Raw genomic sequence first — 16,736 nt, 5'->3', positions numbered from 1 at the left:
ATGCGCGCATGCGCCCCTTCTCCGATCCGCAACTCACTGCCGCCACCGACGATGGCTGGCGCCGGCAGTGGTTCGACATCATCTACCGCCACGACACCCGCCCCTCGCGCATTTCGACCTGATGCTGGTGGTCGCGATCCTGGCGAGCGTGGTGGTGATCATGATCGACAGCGTGCCGCGCATCCATTCGCATGCCGCGGACTGGCTGGTGCCGCTGGAATGGGCGTTCACGGTGATCTTCACCATCGAATACGCGCTGCGTCTGTCCGTGGTGCGGCGCCCGCTGCATTACGCGCTCAGCGTGTGGGGCGTGATCGATTTGCTGTCGATCCTGCCCAGCTATCTCTCGTTCTTCGCGCCCGGCGCGCAGACGCTGTTGGTGGTGCGCGTACTGCGCATCCTGCGGCTGTTCCGCATTCTCAAGCTCACCCGCTACATCGAAGAAAGCGGGCAATTGCTGGATGCGCTGTGGCGTAGCCGTCGCAAGGTATTGGTGTTCCTGTTCACCGTGCTCACCATCACCGTGATCGCCGGCGCCACGATGTACATCATCGAAGGCCCGCAGCACGGCTTCACCAGCATCCCCACCAGCATGTACTGGGCGATCGTCACCATGGCCACGGTGGGCTTCGGGGATCTGGTGCCGCAGACCACACTTGGGCGCTTCGTCACCTCGGCACTGATCCTGATCGGCTACAGCATCATCGCCGTGCCCACCGGCATCTATACCGCCGAACTGGCCAGCTCATTGCGCGAAGGTGGCCACACCGGCAAACGCGATGCGCGCAACTGCGCGCGCTGCGGGCTGGAAGGCCACGCGGGCGACGCACGTTATTGCCGGCAATGCGCCGAGCCACTGCCGGAGCTAGGTAACGGCTGAGGCACTGGAGCAGCCAACACCACGGCGCCGCCGCCAGGCGGACGCGGCCGTTGCTCGGTAGCGCGTGTGCCACGCGTACACTGCGGTTCCAGCATGCCGTCCACGCCCACGACAACTGTTCGCCTTGTGGTTAGCCGCTCTCAGTCCAGAAACAGATCCGGCAACAGCGCGCGCGATGGATCCATCGCATAGCCGCGCAAATCGGTGACGCCGGCCTGGGCCAAGACCTCATCATCGATCAGGAACTGCCCGTAAAACCCGGCCGCGGCGCGCGTCAGCACCGCATGCGCGGCGTCGGCCATGATCTCCGGCCGACGGCAGGCCGCGGCGTCCACGCCGGCAAGCATGTTGATGGCGTCAGTGGCAATGACGGTACGCGGCCACAATGCATTGATCGCTACGCCTTGCGGGCCGAATTCCGCCGCCAGCCCCAGGGTGACCAGACTCATGCCCATCTTGGCCAGCGTGTAGCCGGTGTGCGCGCCCCACCAAGCGGGGTTCAACGACGGCGGCGGGGCCAAGGTGAGAATGTGCGGATTGGCCGCCTGCAGCAGGTGCGGCAGGCACGCCTGCGCGCACAGAAAACTGCCGCGCGCGTTGACCTGCTGCATCAGATCGAAGCGCTTCATCGGCGTGCCGAGCGCGCCGCGCAACCAGATCGCACTGGCGTTGTTGACCAGAATGTCGATCCCGCCGAACGCATCGACCGTGGCCGCCACTGCCGCACGCACCTGATCTTCTTCGCGGATGTCGCACTTGAGCGCCAGCGCCTGCCCACCGGCCGCAGTCACCGCCGTGGCCGCGCTATGGATGGTGCCAGGCAATTTGGGATTGGCCACCGCCGATTTGGCCGCAATCGCCACATTCGCCCCATCGCGCGCCGCCCGCAGCGCAATCGCCAAGCCAATCCCGCGCGAGGCACCGGTGATGAACAGGGTTTTGCCGGATAACGTCATGGGAATCGGGAATCGGGAATCGGGAATGGCAAAAGCTTAGCGCCTCAACCGTTCCGCAGGCGCCGAACGAACAGCTCGCACGGTGCGCTCTTCGATTCCCCATTCCCGATTCCCAATTCCCGGCCGTTCAGGGCTTCGGCCCCTGCCCTTCGTTGTCTTCCCAGTGCAGCACGCGGCGGGTCACGAAGCGGTAGACCGGTTTGCCGGTGGCAAACCACAGCTCGCGGACCCAGGAGGTGCGCTTGAGCACGCGGCGTTCCACCGGGGTCAGTGCGGCCGGGCAGTACATGCGCTTGTGCTTGAGCAGGTGGCGCAGATCCTCGCGGGCAAGCAGACGCATCCAGCGCGCGCGCGGGTTGCCGCGCACCGCCAGCTGGAAATCGATCACCGCCGGGCTGCCGTCCTCCTGCACCAGCCAGTTGGCTTCCTTGGCCAGATCGTTGTGCGCCACGCCGCGGCGATGCAGCTGCTGCAGCAGCCTGCGCGCGCTGCGGAAGTAGGCCAGATCACCACGCGGCGGACGCTGGTACATCGCAGCGCCGTCCAGATAGCTGCGATCCAGGTGCCGCCCGTCCCAGTGCAGCAGGCGCGGTGTGCGCGGCACGTCATCCAGTTGGCGCAAGGCCAGCGCCTCGCGCCGTGCCAGCCACCAGGCCACGCCGCGCAACAGCCACGGCGCCACGCCAACATCGCGACGCACGAACAAGCGTTCGCCATCGCGGACCAACAGAATGCGCCCGAACGTATCGGACTTCAGCGGCAGATTGGCTGCAGGGTCGTGACTCATCCCCCATTGTAGGCGGCAGGCCTGTCTCGCTGCGCGCATCTGTGGCATGCGCGCGTGCGGCAGCTGCATGGCCGCAACCTCAGGTGAAGCCAATCCCCCGATGTGAGGACGATGCAGGTCAGGCGCCGCCGCGCCCACCTATAATTCAGGTATGAACTCATGGATCGACGCCACGCTGGAGTGGATCGGACACCACCCCACCTTGGCTGGCGTGGTGATCTTTGGCATCGCATTTTGTGATGCGGTCATCGTGCTGGGCGCCATCGTGCCTGCGTTGCCGTTGCTGTTCGCCATTGGCGTGCTCATCGGGCTCGGGCAGATCAACGGCCCCTATGCGGTGGTGTGCGCCACCCTGGGCGCCTTCGTTGGCGATGCGTTGAGCTTCTGGGTCGGCCATCGCTGGGGCCATCAGCTGCACACCTACTGGCCATTCCGGCGTTACCCGCAACTGCTGGAGCGCGGCGAGCTGCTGTTCCGACGCAATGCCTTCAAAAGCATCCTGATTGCGCGCTACGTGGGTGCAGTGCGCCCGTTCGTACCGGCGATTGCCGGCATGTCGCGCATGCCGTTCAAACGGTATCTGGTCGCCAGCGGCCTGGCCTGCGTGTCGTGGGCGTTGTTGTTCCTGGTGCCCGGCTGGGTGCTGGGCACGGCCTACGACGCAGTGGCCGCGGTGGCCGGGCGGCTATTTGTGGTGGTTGCATTACTGGCGGCCGTGATCGGGCTTGCCTGGGCGGTCGTGCTGTATTCGTACCGCTGGTCGGCCGGCCATCTGGATGCCTTGCTGGCACGTCTGCTGGAGTGGTCGCACCGGCACCCGGTCCTGGGGAATTGGTCGGTCGGCGTATTCGACCCGCGCCGTCGCGAATCGGTGCCGCTGGCCATGATGGCCTTGATGCTCTTGCTGCTCGGCTGGGGCTGGTTCGTGCTGCTGATGGTGGTGCTGGCGCACGGCGAGCCATTGCGCGTGGACCTGGCCGTGCACGACCTGATGCTGGCGCTGCGTAACCCATTGGCCGACTACCCGATGGTGGCGCTGGCCTCATTGGGCGACTGGCAGGTGCTGTTGCCGGCCATCGCCGCCGCGATGGGCTATCTGGCCTGGCGTCGCCGCTGGATGGCCGTGGCCCATTGGGTGATCGCGCTGGCCTTCGGCCTGGCGCTCACCCAGCTGCTTGGCGCCACCGTGCAGGTGGTGCGCCCGCCTGCGGCCAGCAGCGGTTTCGGCTTTCCATCGGTTGCGGTCACCATGGCCACGATCGCCTTCGGCTTTTTCGCGCTGTTGATCGCGCGCGAGTTGCCTGGCCGCCGCCGCGTGTGGCCGTATCTGGTCAGCGGCGCCATCGTCTCGCTGATCGGTTTTGCACGTTTGTATCTCGGTGCGCACTGGCTCAGCGACGTCGTCGGCGGCATGTTGTTCGGCATCTTCTGGCTGCTGGTGCTGGGCATTGCCTACCGCCGCCGTGCCACCCGCGCGTTCTGGGTCAAGCCGGTGTCGTGGATCTTCTATGGGGTGTTCGTGAGCTGTGCCATTTATTTTGCGCCGCGCAACCTCGACATCAAGCTGGCCAAGTTCGAACCGCCGCCGCCGGCATTGATGGAGTTGCCCGCACACGAGTGGTGGGAAGAGCAATGGCGCCTGCTGCCAGCACGCCGTAACGAATTCGACGACGATCAGCGTTGGCCGCTGGACGTCCAGTTGGCCGGCCCGCTCGCCCCGTTGCAGCGCCAGCTTCAGGCGCGCGGCTGGCGGGTCCAGCCCCAGGCGGGCTGGGAACAGGCGCTGCACCTGCTCGATGTCAGCGGCCGCCCCGACGAAGTACCGATTCTGCCGGCCACGCTGGAGACGCAGGTCGAAGCCCTGTTGATGGTGCGCCACGCCGCGCCCGGCCACGTGCATGTGCTACGCCTGTGGCCGGCGGCTGCGCGCCTGCAGCCGGATGCACAACCGCTGTGGGTGGGCAGCACCCAGACCTTGCGCTACAGCCGCCACTTCAGCCTGATCGGCCTGTGGTACCCGCTGCGCGGCGTCGATCCTGCACTGAGCGCATTGCGCGAGGCACTTGGCCCGCTGCCCCATCGCATGGAACAGCGTCGTCGCTCGCAGGTGCCGGTGATCCTGATCGACAGCACCTCGGGCAGTGCGGTGAGTGGCGAGGACAAACACAACGCTGTGCCGCGGACGGACACCGCTGCGTTCGATCCTGCGGCATCGGGTCCGCCGCAACAACGCCGTTGATCGATCGGGCAATAGGCGATTGGCCGGCGATCGCGCGATGGGTCGAGACGGGGTGTCAGCAACAGCTGTTGAACCCTGTCTCGATGGTGACGTGCTGGCGCCGTCCAGAGGCTGCTGAATTGATAGGGTGAACGCTTCGTTGGTCGAGCGCGCGATGCCCTCGCCGCTTGCGGGACCGTTGGCGGCATGGATGCAGCCATCGAGCCCCATGGACGGGTTCACGGCGTGTCCCGCAAGCGGCGAGGGCATCGCACCAACTTTTGTCGGTGATCTACCGACGAGCAGAGAACACTGCGTCGCCTGGTTACTTGCGTCGCATGGTTTGCTATCGCTTGAACACTCTGCGCACCGACCAACTGGACTGGTCCTTGCCGCTCACCGTCGCGGGACCTTACGCGGCATGGATGCCGCGTAAGAGCTTACAAGGACGTACTTGCAGCGTGTCCCGCGATGGTGGGTGGGCAAGGGCCCTGCAGAAAACTCGCAGTTGGCCGCGCCACAACTGCTTGCACCGTTCAATCGCCTCTCAAGGCGAACGATAAGAATGCGAATCAGCGCAGTTCGGCGATGCAAAGGCCGCATTGGCCTAGCACGCGATACCTCACCACAACACGCCATCCACCGGCTGCATCGGCTCCGGCGCTTGCTCACCAATGGCCTGCAGCGCATCGATCTCCACCGTGCGGCACATCGTGTCCAGCGGCAGGTCGTGGATGGTGTTGGCGAATGGGTCCACTAGCTCATCGCCGATCTTCAACACCGCCAGAAACATCAACCCGGCCACGGTCGAACCGACCGGTGTGGCGTATTGCAGCGTCTCCACCAGACCGATCGGCAACAGCACGCAGAACAGCCGCGTAAACAGGTTCGGATAGAAGCGGTATTGGTACGGCAACGGCGTATTCTTCAGGCGTTCCATGCCGCCCTGTGCGTTGGCGATATCCACCAGGATGCGCTCCACGCTGGCCTGCTGGATGCTGTCGATCCAGCCAGCGCGCCGCGCCTGCTCCACGCTGCGGCCGGTGGTGTCGAGCAAGCCGTTGGCCACATTGGTGCGCACCACCACCGCCGCCGCTTCGTCGGCGTCCACATGCGGGGACAACGCCATCGCCACCGGCAACCGGCGCAGTTGGCAGCGCAGCGCGTTGACGTAGGCAATCTGGCGCAGCGCAATGGTGCGCCCAAGATCGCCGGCTTCCGGTGCAGCCAGGATACTGACGCTCAAGCGCACCAGATTACGCGAGGCATTGATCATCTGGCCCCACAGCACCCGCCCCTCCCACCAGCGTTGGTAGGTTGAATTGGCGCGAAAGCCCAGGAACAACGCCAGCGCAGAACCAAAGATGGTCAGCGGCAATGCCGGCGCACGGAACGGCAGCACGTAGTAAATGATGGTGATCAACACATCCCATACGAACAACACCGCCAGGGTCCGCCAGACCTGGCTGATCACATCTGCCACACGCGGCTTTACATCGACAATCAAAGGCACACCCCATCAAAAGAAACGAGTAACGCCATTGCGCGCATCCAGTGCATGGATGCGGTCGGTAGCGCACTCAAGCGTGCGCAGTGTGCCGTTGCCACGGTGCAAGCACGGTGATGGGGCCGATCGAAACCATGGCCCTACGCGACCGGAGCGATGGAAAGGCGTAGGGAGCGGCCATCAATGGGTGTGCAAGGCGTGCGGGAACACAGTGCACACGCGGCACATGAAAGTTCGGAGCGTTGCCCGCACCCGTGTAGCGGGCGCAGCCGGTTTATCTGCAGCTCTTACGGCATCCAGGCCAGCAATTGATCCAGCCGCCGATGCGGATCGTCCTGCTGCAGCAGCGACAGCCGTTGCTGCTCGGTCAGCGGCAACAGCTCGGCCAACCGCCAGCCCACCCAGGCGGCTTGATCCAGCAAACCCGGCCCCACCGAAGCGAATTCGCCCCCCACCTGTTCGAGCATCCGCTCGATCACCGTGGCCAGCAGGCTGTGTTCGGGGCGCAATTCGTCGTCCGGATCCGGTTCGCGCCAGGCGACATCTCCCACCACCAGACCGTTGTCGCGAATGCGCGAGCGCTGTACGTGGAAACGCCGCGTGCCACGCAGGCGCAGCACCAGCACGCCGTCAGCGCCCACATCGAAATCCTCGATGCGCACTTCGGTACCGAACGCGGCCGGCGTAGCCGGCACGCCGACTTCGTTGCCTTCCAGGATCAGGCACACGCCGAAGCTGGTGCCGTTACGGCCGCTCTCGCGCACCAGGTCCAGATAGCGGCGCTCGACACGCGCAAGCCCATTGCCGCACCGGGCAGCAACACGCTGTGCAACGGAAACAGCGGCAAGGTGCTGGTCTCGCCGGTAGCCATGAGCGGCACCATCAGGACAACTGCGCCAGGAAGCGACGCGGCGCACCATCGAAGCCGCCATTGGACATGAACACCACATGGTCGCCGGGCCGGGCAATCTCGCCCAGCGTGTGCAGCAAGGCATCCACGTCCTGCACCACGCGTGCCTCGCCGCGCACCTGCGCAATGATGGGTGCGGCGTCCCAGGCCAGTTCCGGCCGATGTAAAAACACCACTGCATCGGCATCGTGCAACGACGGCGCCAGTGCCTGCGCATGCGCGCCCAGCCGCATCGAATTGCTGCGCGGCTCCATTGCCACCACAACACGCGCCGCCCCGACCTTCGCACGCAAGCCCTGCAACGTGGTCGCGATGGCGGTGGGATGGTGCGCGAAGTCGTCGTACACGGTGATGTCGCGCGCGTTGCCAATGACTTCCAGCCGCCGCTTGACGCTCTGGAACTGCGCCAGTGCCGGCATCACCGTCGCCGGATCCACACCCACCGCCTGCACCGCCACCAGCGCCGCCAACCCGTTCAGGACGTTGTGCCGCCCAACCAGCGGCCACTGCACCTGGCCAATTTCCACGCCACGATGCAGCACCGCAAATGCGCTGCCATCGGCCGCGATCAAACGCGCACTCCAGTCCAGCGACGCCTCGAAGCCGAACCGCTCCACCGGCGTCCAGCATCCCATCGCCAGCACCTCGGCCAGGTGCGCGTCTTCGCCGTTGACGATCAGGCGACCGCGCTTGGGCACCGTGCGCACCAGATGGTGAAACTGGCGCTGGATGGCGGCTACGTCCGGGAAGATGTCGGCGTGGTCGTATTCCAGGTTATTGAGGATCGCCACCAATGGCCGGTAGTGCACGAACTTGCTGCGCTTGTCGAAAAACGCGGTGTCGTATTCGTCGGCTTCCACCACGAATTCGCGCCCCTGGCCCAGTCGCGCCGACACGCCGAAATCTTCGGCCACGCCACCGATCAGAAACCCCGGCGCGCGCCCGGCCGCCTCCAGCAGGTAGCTCAGGATGGTGGTGGTGGTGGTCTTGCCATGGGTGCCGGCGACCGCCAGCGTGTCGCGGCCCGGCAGCACCTGCTCGGCCAGCCACTGCGCGCCGGAGGTGTACCGGCGGCCGGCATCCAGCACCGCCTCCACCGCCGGATTGCCGCGCGACAGGGCATTACCGACAACCACCTCGGTCGCGTCCGGAGAAATATTGGACGGCGCGTATCCCTGTTCCAGCGCAATGCCCAGCGTTTCCAGTTGTGTGGACATCGGCGGATAGATGGCCTGGTCGCTGCCTTCCACCTGCCAGCCCAGCTCACGCGCCAGGGCGGCCACACCGCCCATGAAAGTTCCGGCGATGCCGAGAATGTGGAGTTTGCTCATGCCGCCTATTGTCGCCGATCGCCGCAGTTGCCGGACATTCCGATCCAACGCAAGCCCAGGTGTCGGGGATTTCCTACCGTACTGTCGGGAATTTCCCGATGTGCGAACCCGGTCACATCGCTCACTATGCTGAACGCCAGTCGCAGTATCCCTTTGGTCCTACTCCCCAAGAGGCCAAATCCCCAGGGAGCTCATGCTGTCGGGGCTCTGAGCAAGCCTACTACTGGCGTTATTCTGCCCCGGGCGTCTTGTACGTCCGGGGTTTTTCTTTTGGGTAACGTTGTCCGGGCGATCACGGCGAGAAAGCAGCGCGACCAGAGGCCGCGCATGGCCGAGACCGTGCCTTGCGCCGGGCGTCCCCCTACCGACTCAGCGCCCGAGCGCCTTGCTGATGCGCTCCAGCACTTCGTCCAGCGAACCCACGCCATCCACGCGCGCCAACTTGCCGCGCTGCTCGTAGAAGCCGATCACCGGTGCAGTGGAATCGGTGTAGACCTGCAGACGCTTGCGCACCGATTCCGGATTATCGTCTTCGCGGCCTTCGGCCTTGGCACGACCGGCGATGCGCTCGACCAGCAACTCGCTGGCCACCTCCAGCTGCACCACGGCATCCAGCGGCTGACCGATCTTGCCGAGCAATTCGTCCAGCGCATTGGCCTGGGCCACGTTGCGCGGGTAGCCATCCAGGATGAAACCCTTGGCCACATCGGCCTGGCCAAGGCGCGCCTCGAGCATGCCGAGCAGAATGTCGTCGGACACCAGGTCGCCGCGTGCCATCACTTCCTTGGCCTTCAATCCCAGCGGCGAGCCAGCGGCCACTTCGGCGCGCAACAGGTCGCCGGTGGAAATATGCGGAATATCAAACGTGTCTTTGAGACGTGTCGCCTGGGTGCCCTTGCCCGAACCGGGCGGTCCCAACAGAACCAATCGCATCAGTGGACTCCACTTTCGAATAAAAACGCGTTGCGGTGGGCGGCGTTAGACTGACGTCTTCGCCGGCGCTGACCGTATGGCCGTGCAGCTTACCGCATCCGGGGAATGTCCCGGCACTGTCCCCCTGCGCCATGTTCCCATGTGAGGAGTCTGTCCCCCTATGACCACTGGCAACCTGCTCTATGCCCAATCCGGCGGTGTCACCGCCGTCATCAATGCCACCGCCGCCGGCGTCATCGCCGAAGCGCGCGCACGCAAGATCAAGGTACTGGCGGCACGCAACGGCATCCTGGGCGCCTTGCGCGAGGAGTTGATCGACACCTCCAAGGAATCCGCTGCAGCCATTGCCGCATTGGCGCAGACCCCCGGCGGCGCTTTCGGCTCGTGCCGCTACAAGCTCAAATCGCTGGAGGAAGACAGCGCCAAGTACGAACGTCTGCTCGACGTGCTGCGCGCGCACGACGTCCGCTGGTTCCTCTACAACGGCGGCAACGACTCGGCCGACACCGCGTGGAAGGTCTCGCAACTCGCAAAGGCCTATGGTTACCCGCTGCACTGCATCGGCGTGCCAAAGACCATCGACAACGATCTGGCGGTGACCGACACCTGCCCTGGCTTCGGCTCGGCGGCCAAGTACACCGCCGTCTCGGTACGCGAGGCCGCACTGGATGTCGCCGCCATGGCCGACACCTCCACCAAGGTCTTCATCTATGAGGCGATGGGCCGCCATGCCGGTTGGCTGGCCGCAGCGGGAGGCCTGGCCGGGCAAGGCCCGGACGACGCCCCGCAGATCATCCTGCTACCCGAACGCGCCTACGACCAGGCTGCATTCCTGGCCAAGGTGAAACAGGTGGTGGAGAAGGTCGGCTGGTGCGTGGTGGTGGCCAGCGAGGGCATCCAGGACGCACACGGCAAGTTCGTCGCCGATGCCGGTGGCGCGGCCGACTCGTTCGGCCATGCACAGCTCGGCGGCGTGGCCTCGTTCCTGGCCGCACAGGTCAAACAGGAACTCGGTTACAAGGTGCACTGGACGTTGCCGGATTACCTGCAGCGCTCCGCACGCCACCTCGCATCCAAGACGGACTGGGAACAGGCGCAAGCGGTCGGCAAGGCCGCCGTGCAATACGCGATCAAAGGCATGAACGCGGTGATCCCGGTGATCGAACGCGTCAGCGACGCACCCTACCGCTGGAAGATCGTGCCCGTCCCCCTGCACAAGGTGGCCAATCACGAAAAGAAGATGCCGCCCAGCTTCCTGCGCAAGGACGGCTTCGGCATCACCGAACGCGCCCGCCGCTACTTCGCCCCGTTGATCAAGGGCGAAGCCGCGCTGGCCTACGGCAGCGATGGCTTGCCGAAGTATGTGAGTTTGAAGAATGTCGCGGTGGCGAAGAAATTGCCAGCTTGGGAGGGGTGAGATCGGTGCCGCGTGGGATGCACAGCGATGTTCAACTCTCCGCCGAGGCGGCGGCACATCGGGCGACTCATGCGCGTGGGTTGCGCCCTAACGAAAGGTGGCGCTGAGGGCGTAGGTCAGTACGACAGGTTTATGAAAGCGCGTTGTCTTGGCGACTGTCGAAGCAATTGATACACCGGTGCATGCACTGAAAGCGAACCCCGGCCTGGCCGGGCTTCGTCGTTACGGATGCAGAGCAAAGTCTCGACTTACTGACACGCCTTGCCTCCCATCGTCATCTGCGCAGCGAACATCGGTACTTGCGGAATCTTGCCGGCAGCGGCTTGCTGCTTGGCGTCTTCCAGATAGATGCGCGACTGGCCCTGGCCATCGAGTTGTGGCTTTGCGTCGGCCGGCTTGCGCCACACGCGCACGACCGCTTGCTGTGACGGGCACGCTGCGCTTGGTACACGGATCACATCGTTGAAGATCCAGCCCGAGGCGACACTGGGCGCGGCCTTGGCGAAATCCACGAAGCGTGCACGTGGCTGGCAGGTGGGGCTGCTGCGGACCACCGACAATGTATACGGCTGTGCAGCATTTCCGGTAAACACGCCTTCCAGTCGTGCGCAGGCTTCCGGGATCTGACGCAAGGTGTGCACGGCACCGACCGCTTGCGCGGTGCCGGGTGCGCGTGGCTTGAGTTCGGGCGTGGGATCGGCCGCAAACGCTTGGCTCGTCAGCAACAGCGTCGCGAGCATCGCGGCATATTTTTGCGCGGTATGGTGTGGCATTTACACTCCTGGTCGACCGAATCACGTTGGCCGCAGGCTGTCACGCCGCAACTGAACGACGCGCCAAAGCCATCACGCTGGTCGCCACGCAAGCCGCGGCGCATACTCGGTCGCGATCCGGCCACCTGAACATTCGCGACGCGCATTACGGCCCAGGCGGCCGTCGAGTCCGTATTCGTCAGTCCACTCGTTGTGTGCATCGCCCTTGGTTCGTCCCGACCGGACGACATCCATTCTCTTGGGAGGGGTCATGCTGGAACACTACGGGTTGTGGCTTGCGCTGGGTTGTGCGGTCTTGGCAATCGTCTATGGAATCGTGTCGGCGCGCTGGGTGGTCGCGCAGCCGAGCGGCAATGTACGCATGCAGGAGATCGCCGCCGCGATCCAGGAAGGCGCGCGTGCCTATCTCAACCGGCAATACCTCACCATTTCGGTTGCTGGGGCGGTGCTGTTCGTGTTGGTCGGGCTGTTCCTGAGTTGGTACACCGCGATCGGGTTTGCACTGGGTGCGGTGTTGTCCGGGTTAGCCGGCTATATCGGCATGAACGTGTCGGTGCGCGCCAATGTCCGCACCGCCGAAGCGGCGCGGCATGGCATTGGCAAGGCGATGGATGTGGCGTTCCGTGGCGGGGCGATCACCGGCATGCTGGTGGTCGGCCTGGGGCTGCTCGGCGTGGCGGGCTACTTTGCTGTGCTGCAAGGCATGGGGCTGCCACTGGAGCAGAACCTGCATGCATTGGTCGGGTTGGCCTTCGGGTCGTCGTTGATCTCGATCTTCGCGCGCCTGGGTGGCGGAATTTTCACCAAGGGCGCAGATGTGGGCGCCGATCTTGTCGGCAAGGTCGAGGCCGGCATTCCCGAGGACGATCCACGCAACCCGGCGGTGATTGCGGACAATGTCGGCGACAACGTGGGCGACTGCGCCGGCATGGCGGCCGATCTGTTCGAAACCTACGCAGTCACCGTGATCGCCACCATGCTGCTCGGCAGTCTGACGTTGGCCGACACCGGTTCGCATGCCGTGCTCTATCCATTGGTGCTCGGCGGGGTATCGATCATCGCCTCGATCGTGGGCGCGGCCTTCGTCAAGGTCAAAGACGGCGGTTCGATCATGGGTGCGCTTTACAAAGGCGTCATCGTGTCGGGCGTACTGGCGGCGTTGGCTTACTGGCCCATCACCCAATCGCTGATGCGCGACAACATCCACGGCGCCACGGCGTTGTACGCCTGCGCACTGATCGGCCTGGTGCTCACCGGCCTGATCGTGTGGATCACCGAGTACTACACCGGCACGCAGTACACCCCGGTGCAGCATGTTGCATCGGCCAGCACCACCGGGCACGGCACCAACATCATCGCAGGGCTCGGTATTTCGATGAAATCCACCGCGCTGCCGGTGATCGCGGTCTGTGCAGCAATCTGGGGGGCGTTCCATTTCGGCAGCTTGTACGGCATTGCGATTGCAGCGACGGCCATGTTGTCGATGGCCGGCATGATCGTTGCCCTGGATGCGTATGGGCCGATTACCGATAACGCCGGCGGCATCGCCGAGATGGCCGAGCTCCCCCCTGAGGTCCGCAACATCACCGACCCGCTGGACGCGGTGGGCAACACCACCAAGGCAGTGACCAAGGGCTACGCGATCGGATCGGCGGCGCTGGCTGCGTTGGTGCTGTTTGCCGACTACACGCACAACCTGCAGGCGGCCAATCCCGACCAGGTGTACGCCTTCGATCTATCCGACCACACGGTGATCATCGGGCTGCTGATTGGCGGGCTGATTCCGTATCTGTTCGGCGCGATGGCGATGGAAGCGGTCGGCCGCGCCGCGGGCGCCGTGGTGGAAGAAGTGCGCCGCCAGTTCCGCGAGCTTCCCGGCATCATGGCCGGCACCGCCAAGCCGCAGTACGACCGCGCGGTCGATATGCTGACCCGTTCGGCGATTGGCGAAATGATCGTGCCTTCGCTGCTGCCGGTGGTGGTTCCGATCATCGTCGGGTTGCTACTGGGGCCGCGTGCACTGGGTGGCTTGTTGATCGGCACGATTGTCACTGGCTTGTTCCTGGCGATTTCGATGACCACTGGCGGCGGCGCCTGGGACAACGCCAAGAAATACATCGAGGACGGCCACTTCGGCGGGAAAGGCAGCGAGGCGCACAAGGCTGCGATTACCGGCGACACAGTCGGTGACCCATACAAAGACACCGCGGGGCCGGCGATCAACCCGTTGATCAAGATCATCAACATCGTGGCCTTATTGCTCGTGCCCCTGCTGTAACGCTGCGACGACGGGAGCAGCCGACCAACCAAACCCGTCGCGGCAGGTCAAGCGGAAAGTGGCAACGCTGCGGCCCAGGGACCAGGCCAATAAGGGCGCGGTCGGACCCGGTCATTTGCGCTGACCAGCTCAGGATCGGCATCACGCCGGCGCCCGCTGGCGGCGACCATCGTCGATACGAAGATGCCGCCCCCAGGTGGAAGGGGCTGGCCCATCTTGGCAAGCCCCCCGTCCCGCCCCGACCAACGATCACAGGCAGCCGATCAAGCCGTCATAGATCGGCGGTGCGCCGCCCGGCAGTGGCTCGAACAGCGGATTGGCCACCGCAAGCGTGCGATACATCTCATCCAGGCGGGTACCGGCCTTCAACGGTGCAGTGCAGCGCCACACCCGGCTGTCCGACCGCAGGTAACCGTTGCGCGGGTCGACGCTGACCTCACTGGCGCCGAAGGTCCAGATGCAGCTCCGCACCACCCCGGTGACGCGATGCACCGAGCAGCGGAAGCGTAGCGGCTGGTAGTCGCTGAAGTCGCCACCGCAAAAGGTATCGCCGCAAATATTGTCGAAGTCGCGGTCCAGCCGCTGCTCCAGGTCGATAAACGCCTCCCAACCCTCGCCATCGGCGGGCCAGTCCACCGCATCCACGAAAGTGGGTGGAGGCGTGGCGGCGGCGATCTGGGCGGTAAGGGACAGCAGCAGGAGAACGAGCAAACGCGCAAGCCTGGACATGGGCAATTCCTATGCGGTGGATGAGTCTGCAGGGTGCGCCGCCGGACGGGCCGCAACGATCAGGCAGCCACCCGTGATGAACGCGGGCTATGCCGCACGCAGCGGTCAGGACATTGCCCATTCAGTGTCGCTGCAGCGCAACAGCCGAACGCGTAGAATCGCGCTCCACACACTGCTGACGCCTCGGAGCTACCCGCATGGGCCTTGAACTGGTCACCTCTGGCAAGAATCTGCCGGAAGAAATCAACGTCGTCATCGAGATCCCTAAGGATTCCGAGCCGGTCAAGTACGAAGTCGACAAGGCCAGCGGGGCGATCTTCGTGGACCGCATTCTGTCGACCCCGATGCGTTACCCCTGCAACTATGGCTACGTGCCCAACACCCTGTGCGGCGATGGCGACCCGGCCGACGTGCTGGTGGTGCTGCCGTTGCCATTGGTGCCGGGCTCGGTGGTGCGCTGCCGTCCGGTGGGCGTGCTGCGCATGAGCGACGAAGCCGGCAGCGACGAAAAGATCCTGGCCGTGCCGATCGAGAAGATCTTCTCCGGTTACGCGCACATCGAAGACATCAACCAGGTGTCCAGCCACTGGATGGAGCGTATCGGCCACTTCTTCGAGCACTACAAGGACTTGGAGAAGGGCAAGTGGGTCAAGCTGGATGGCTGGGGCGGCGCGGCCGAGGCCAAGCGCATCCTGACCGAGTCGGTGGAACGCTACAATTCCGACGCACCCTGATCCATCGATCGTGATGCTGCCCTGCGTGTAGGGCGGGCGACCGGGATCACGCTTCTGGCGTGATCCCGGTGACCGCAGTCGGCAGGTTGGGTACATTGCCGAAAGCGTTTGGCCGGTGTCTGTCACCGGTGACTTCTGGGGAAGTGTCTTGCGTATTCTGTTTGTTGGGGACGAAGCCAGTCTTCCGTCCGACCTTGTCGACTATGTCGCCGACCTGGGCGACCAGTGGCAGGCGCAGCAGGTGGCCGATGGCAATTCGGCGATCGAAGCTGCCGCGCTGTCGCCGTTCGACGCCGTCATCGTTGCCCCGGTGCTGCCGGACCTGACTGCCGCCACCTTGCTGGGGCAAATCCGCACGCTGCGCCCGGACACCATTCGTATTGCGTTGATCGATGCGCAAGGCGGCCAGCGCACGCCGCCGGCCCGCATCATCGGCGTGGCGCATCGCTTCTTGCCGATGCCGCTGGCACCCGAAGTGCTGCTCGAAGCGGTCACCAGCCTGGAAGAACTGCGCGAGTTGCTCAGCAATCCGCGCCTGCGCGCGGCGATCGGGCGGATCGAAAAGCTGCCCTCGCCTCCGCATTTGTACCTGAGCCTGATGCATGCGCTGGAAGAGGACGACGGCGCCGATGCGGCCGATATCGCCAAGCTGATCGCCGGCGACCCGGCGATCGCGGCGAAAGTGCTGCAATTGTGCAATTCGGCGTTCTTTTCCGGTGGCCGCAGCATTACCGATCTGCGCACGGCGGTGACCCGCCTGGGCGTGGCGACGCTGCGCGATCTGGTACTGGCCAGCGAAGTGTTTTCGGTCCAGACGCTCACACCGGCAGAGCGCAACGCGATGCAGCGCCGCGCCCTGCTCTCCTCGCGCCTGGCGGCCAAGGTGCTTCCGCCGACCAGCGCAGAACTCGGTTCCACCGCCGCATTGCTGGCCGACATCGGCCTGCTGCTGCCGGGCGTGCGCGACGAGCGCGAAGCCCCGGCCGAAGGCGGCGACGAACGCCTGGGTCACACCGAAGCCGGCGCCTACCTGCTCGGCCTGTGGGGCTTGCCGATGCCCATCATCGAAGCGGTGGCCTTCCATCGCCATCCGCTGCGTTCCAGCATGCGCAGCTTCTGGGTCACCGGCGCAGTGCATGTCGCCACGGCATTGGCCAGCGGCGAAAGCGTGGACGAAGAGTACCTGACCAAGGTCGGCGTCATCGCGCGCCTGCCAAGCTGGCGCGAACAGGCCGACACGTTGCTGGGGCTTACCGAGGCGTAGGTTAGTCGCATGCGGCGTG

12 protein-coding genes, 1 other RNA gene and 2 pseudogenes are annotated in these 16,736 nt (G+C 64.9%); 7 read left to right on the top strand and 8 right to left on the bottom strand.

Features of this window, described 5'->3' with window-relative positions; genetic code table 11:
* Window positions 1-8: 8 nt before the first annotated feature.
* Window positions 9-880 (top strand): annotated as a pseudogene (locus F7R02_RS14825) (ion transporter).
* Between the two features lie 64 nt (window positions 881-944).
* Window positions 945-1,016: non-coding RNA, sX9 sRNA (locus F7R02_RS14820), on the top strand.
* A gap of 4 nt (window positions 1,017-1,020) precedes the next feature.
* Here F7R02_RS14820 and F7R02_RS14815 read toward each other — a convergent pair.
* Both F7R02_RS14815 and F7R02_RS14810 read right to left on the bottom strand, forming a co-directional pair.
* Window positions 1,021-1,836: an SDR family oxidoreductase gene (locus F7R02_RS14815; protein WP_005911974.1), complete on the bottom strand. Its 816-nt coding sequence runs from the start codon at window positions 1,834-1,836 to the stop codon at window positions 1,021-1,023.
* Window positions 1,837-1,963: 127 nt separating this feature from the next.
* Window positions 1,964-2,623 (bottom strand): serine/threonine-protein kinase, encoded by a 660-nt coding sequence (locus F7R02_RS14810; RefSeq protein ID WP_003486076.1) that lies wholly within the window; start codon window positions 2,621-2,623, stop codon window positions 1,964-1,966.
* Window positions 2,624-2,774: 151 nt separating this feature from the next.
* Between F7R02_RS14810 and F7R02_RS14805 the strand changes: the two genes are divergently transcribed.
* Entirely contained in the window at window positions 2,775-4,862 is a 2,088-nt protein-coding gene (locus F7R02_RS14805; RefSeq protein ID WP_078589667.1) for a bifunctional DedA family/phosphatase PAP2 family protein, read from the top strand.
* A 601-nt stretch (window positions 4,863-5,463) separates the two neighbouring features.
* Here F7R02_RS14805 and F7R02_RS14800 read toward each other — a convergent pair.
* The 4 genes and pseudogenes from F7R02_RS14800 to F7R02_RS14785 form a co-directional block, all read right to left on the bottom strand.
* A complete protein-coding gene (locus F7R02_RS14800) occupies window positions 5,464-6,348 on the bottom strand; it encodes a bestrophin family protein (RefSeq protein ID WP_078589674.1) in 885 nt (294 codons plus the stop codon).
* A 287-nt stretch (window positions 6,349-6,635) separates the two neighbouring features.
* Window positions 6,636-7,231 (bottom strand): annotated as a pseudogene (locus F7R02_RS14795) (LON peptidase substrate-binding domain-containing protein).
* Window positions 7,231-8,598 carry a UDP-N-acetylmuramate:L-alanyl-gamma-D-glutamyl-meso-diaminopimelate ligase gene (gene mpl, locus F7R02_RS14790; protein ID WP_172397216.1) on the bottom strand — a complete coding sequence of 456 codons (1,368 nt, stop codon included), beginning with the start codon at window positions 8,596-8,598 and terminating at the stop codon, window positions 7,231-7,233. The pseudogene F7R02_RS14795 and the gene mpl overlap by 1 nt, the downstream one beginning before the upstream one ends.
* A gap of 360 nt (window positions 8,599-8,958) precedes the next feature.
* Window positions 8,959-9,522, bottom strand: coding sequence for an adenylate kinase (locus F7R02_RS14785; RefSeq protein ID WP_078589665.1), 564 nt, complete (start codon window positions 9,520-9,522; stop codon window positions 8,959-8,961).
* A gap of 160 nt (window positions 9,523-9,682) precedes the next feature.
* Between F7R02_RS14785 and F7R02_RS14780 the strand changes: the two genes are divergently transcribed.
* Window positions 9,683-10,939, top strand: a complete 1,257-nt coding sequence (locus F7R02_RS14780; RefSeq protein WP_078589664.1) for a 6-phosphofructokinase — start codon at window positions 9,683-9,685, stop codon at window positions 10,937-10,939.
* Between the two features lie 248 nt (window positions 10,940-11,187).
* Here F7R02_RS14780 and F7R02_RS14775 read toward each other — a convergent pair whose 3' ends face one another.
* Window positions 11,188-11,712 carry a hypothetical protein gene (locus F7R02_RS14775; protein ID WP_005934059.1) on the bottom strand — a complete coding sequence of 175 codons (525 nt, stop codon included), beginning with the start codon at window positions 11,710-11,712 and terminating at the stop codon, window positions 11,188-11,190.
* A gap of 250 nt (window positions 11,713-11,962) precedes the next feature.
* Between F7R02_RS14775 and F7R02_RS14770 the strand changes: the two genes are divergently transcribed.
* Window positions 11,963-13,990, top strand: coding sequence for a sodium-translocating pyrophosphatase (locus F7R02_RS14770; RefSeq protein WP_078589663.1), 2,028 nt, complete (start codon window positions 11,963-11,965; stop codon window positions 13,988-13,990).
* Between the two features lie 249 nt (window positions 13,991-14,239).
* Here F7R02_RS14770 and F7R02_RS14765 read toward each other — a convergent pair whose 3' ends face one another.
* Complete coding sequence (locus F7R02_RS14765; protein ID WP_078589662.1) at window positions 14,240-14,719, bottom strand: hypothetical protein; 480 nt, start codon at window positions 14,717-14,719, stop codon at window positions 14,240-14,242.
* Window positions 14,720-14,916: 197 nt separating this feature from the next.
* On the opposite strand from F7R02_RS14765, the gene ppa reads away from it, so the two are divergent.
* On the top strand, window positions 14,917-15,453 hold the full coding sequence (gene ppa / locus F7R02_RS14760) for an inorganic diphosphatase (RefSeq protein WP_005911986.1): 537 nt from the start codon (window positions 14,917-14,919) through the stop codon (window positions 15,451-15,453).
* A 115-nt stretch (window positions 15,454-15,568) separates the two neighbouring features.
* Window positions 15,569-16,717 carry an HDOD domain-containing protein gene (locus tag F7R02_RS14755; RefSeq protein ID WP_033485049.1) on the top strand — a complete coding sequence of 383 codons (1,149 nt, stop codon included), beginning with the start codon at window positions 15,569-15,571 and terminating at the stop codon, window positions 16,715-16,717.
* Window positions 16,718-16,736 lie beyond the last annotated feature (19 nt).

This window comes from Xanthomonas cissicola, from assembly GCF_008801575.1.
In the GTDB taxonomy this organism is placed as follows: domain Bacteria; phylum Pseudomonadota; class Gammaproteobacteria; order Xanthomonadales; family Xanthomonadaceae; genus Xanthomonas; species Xanthomonas cissicola.
Note: the sequence above shows the minus strand (reverse complement) of the source record. Positions and strands in the feature narration are given on the sequence as shown.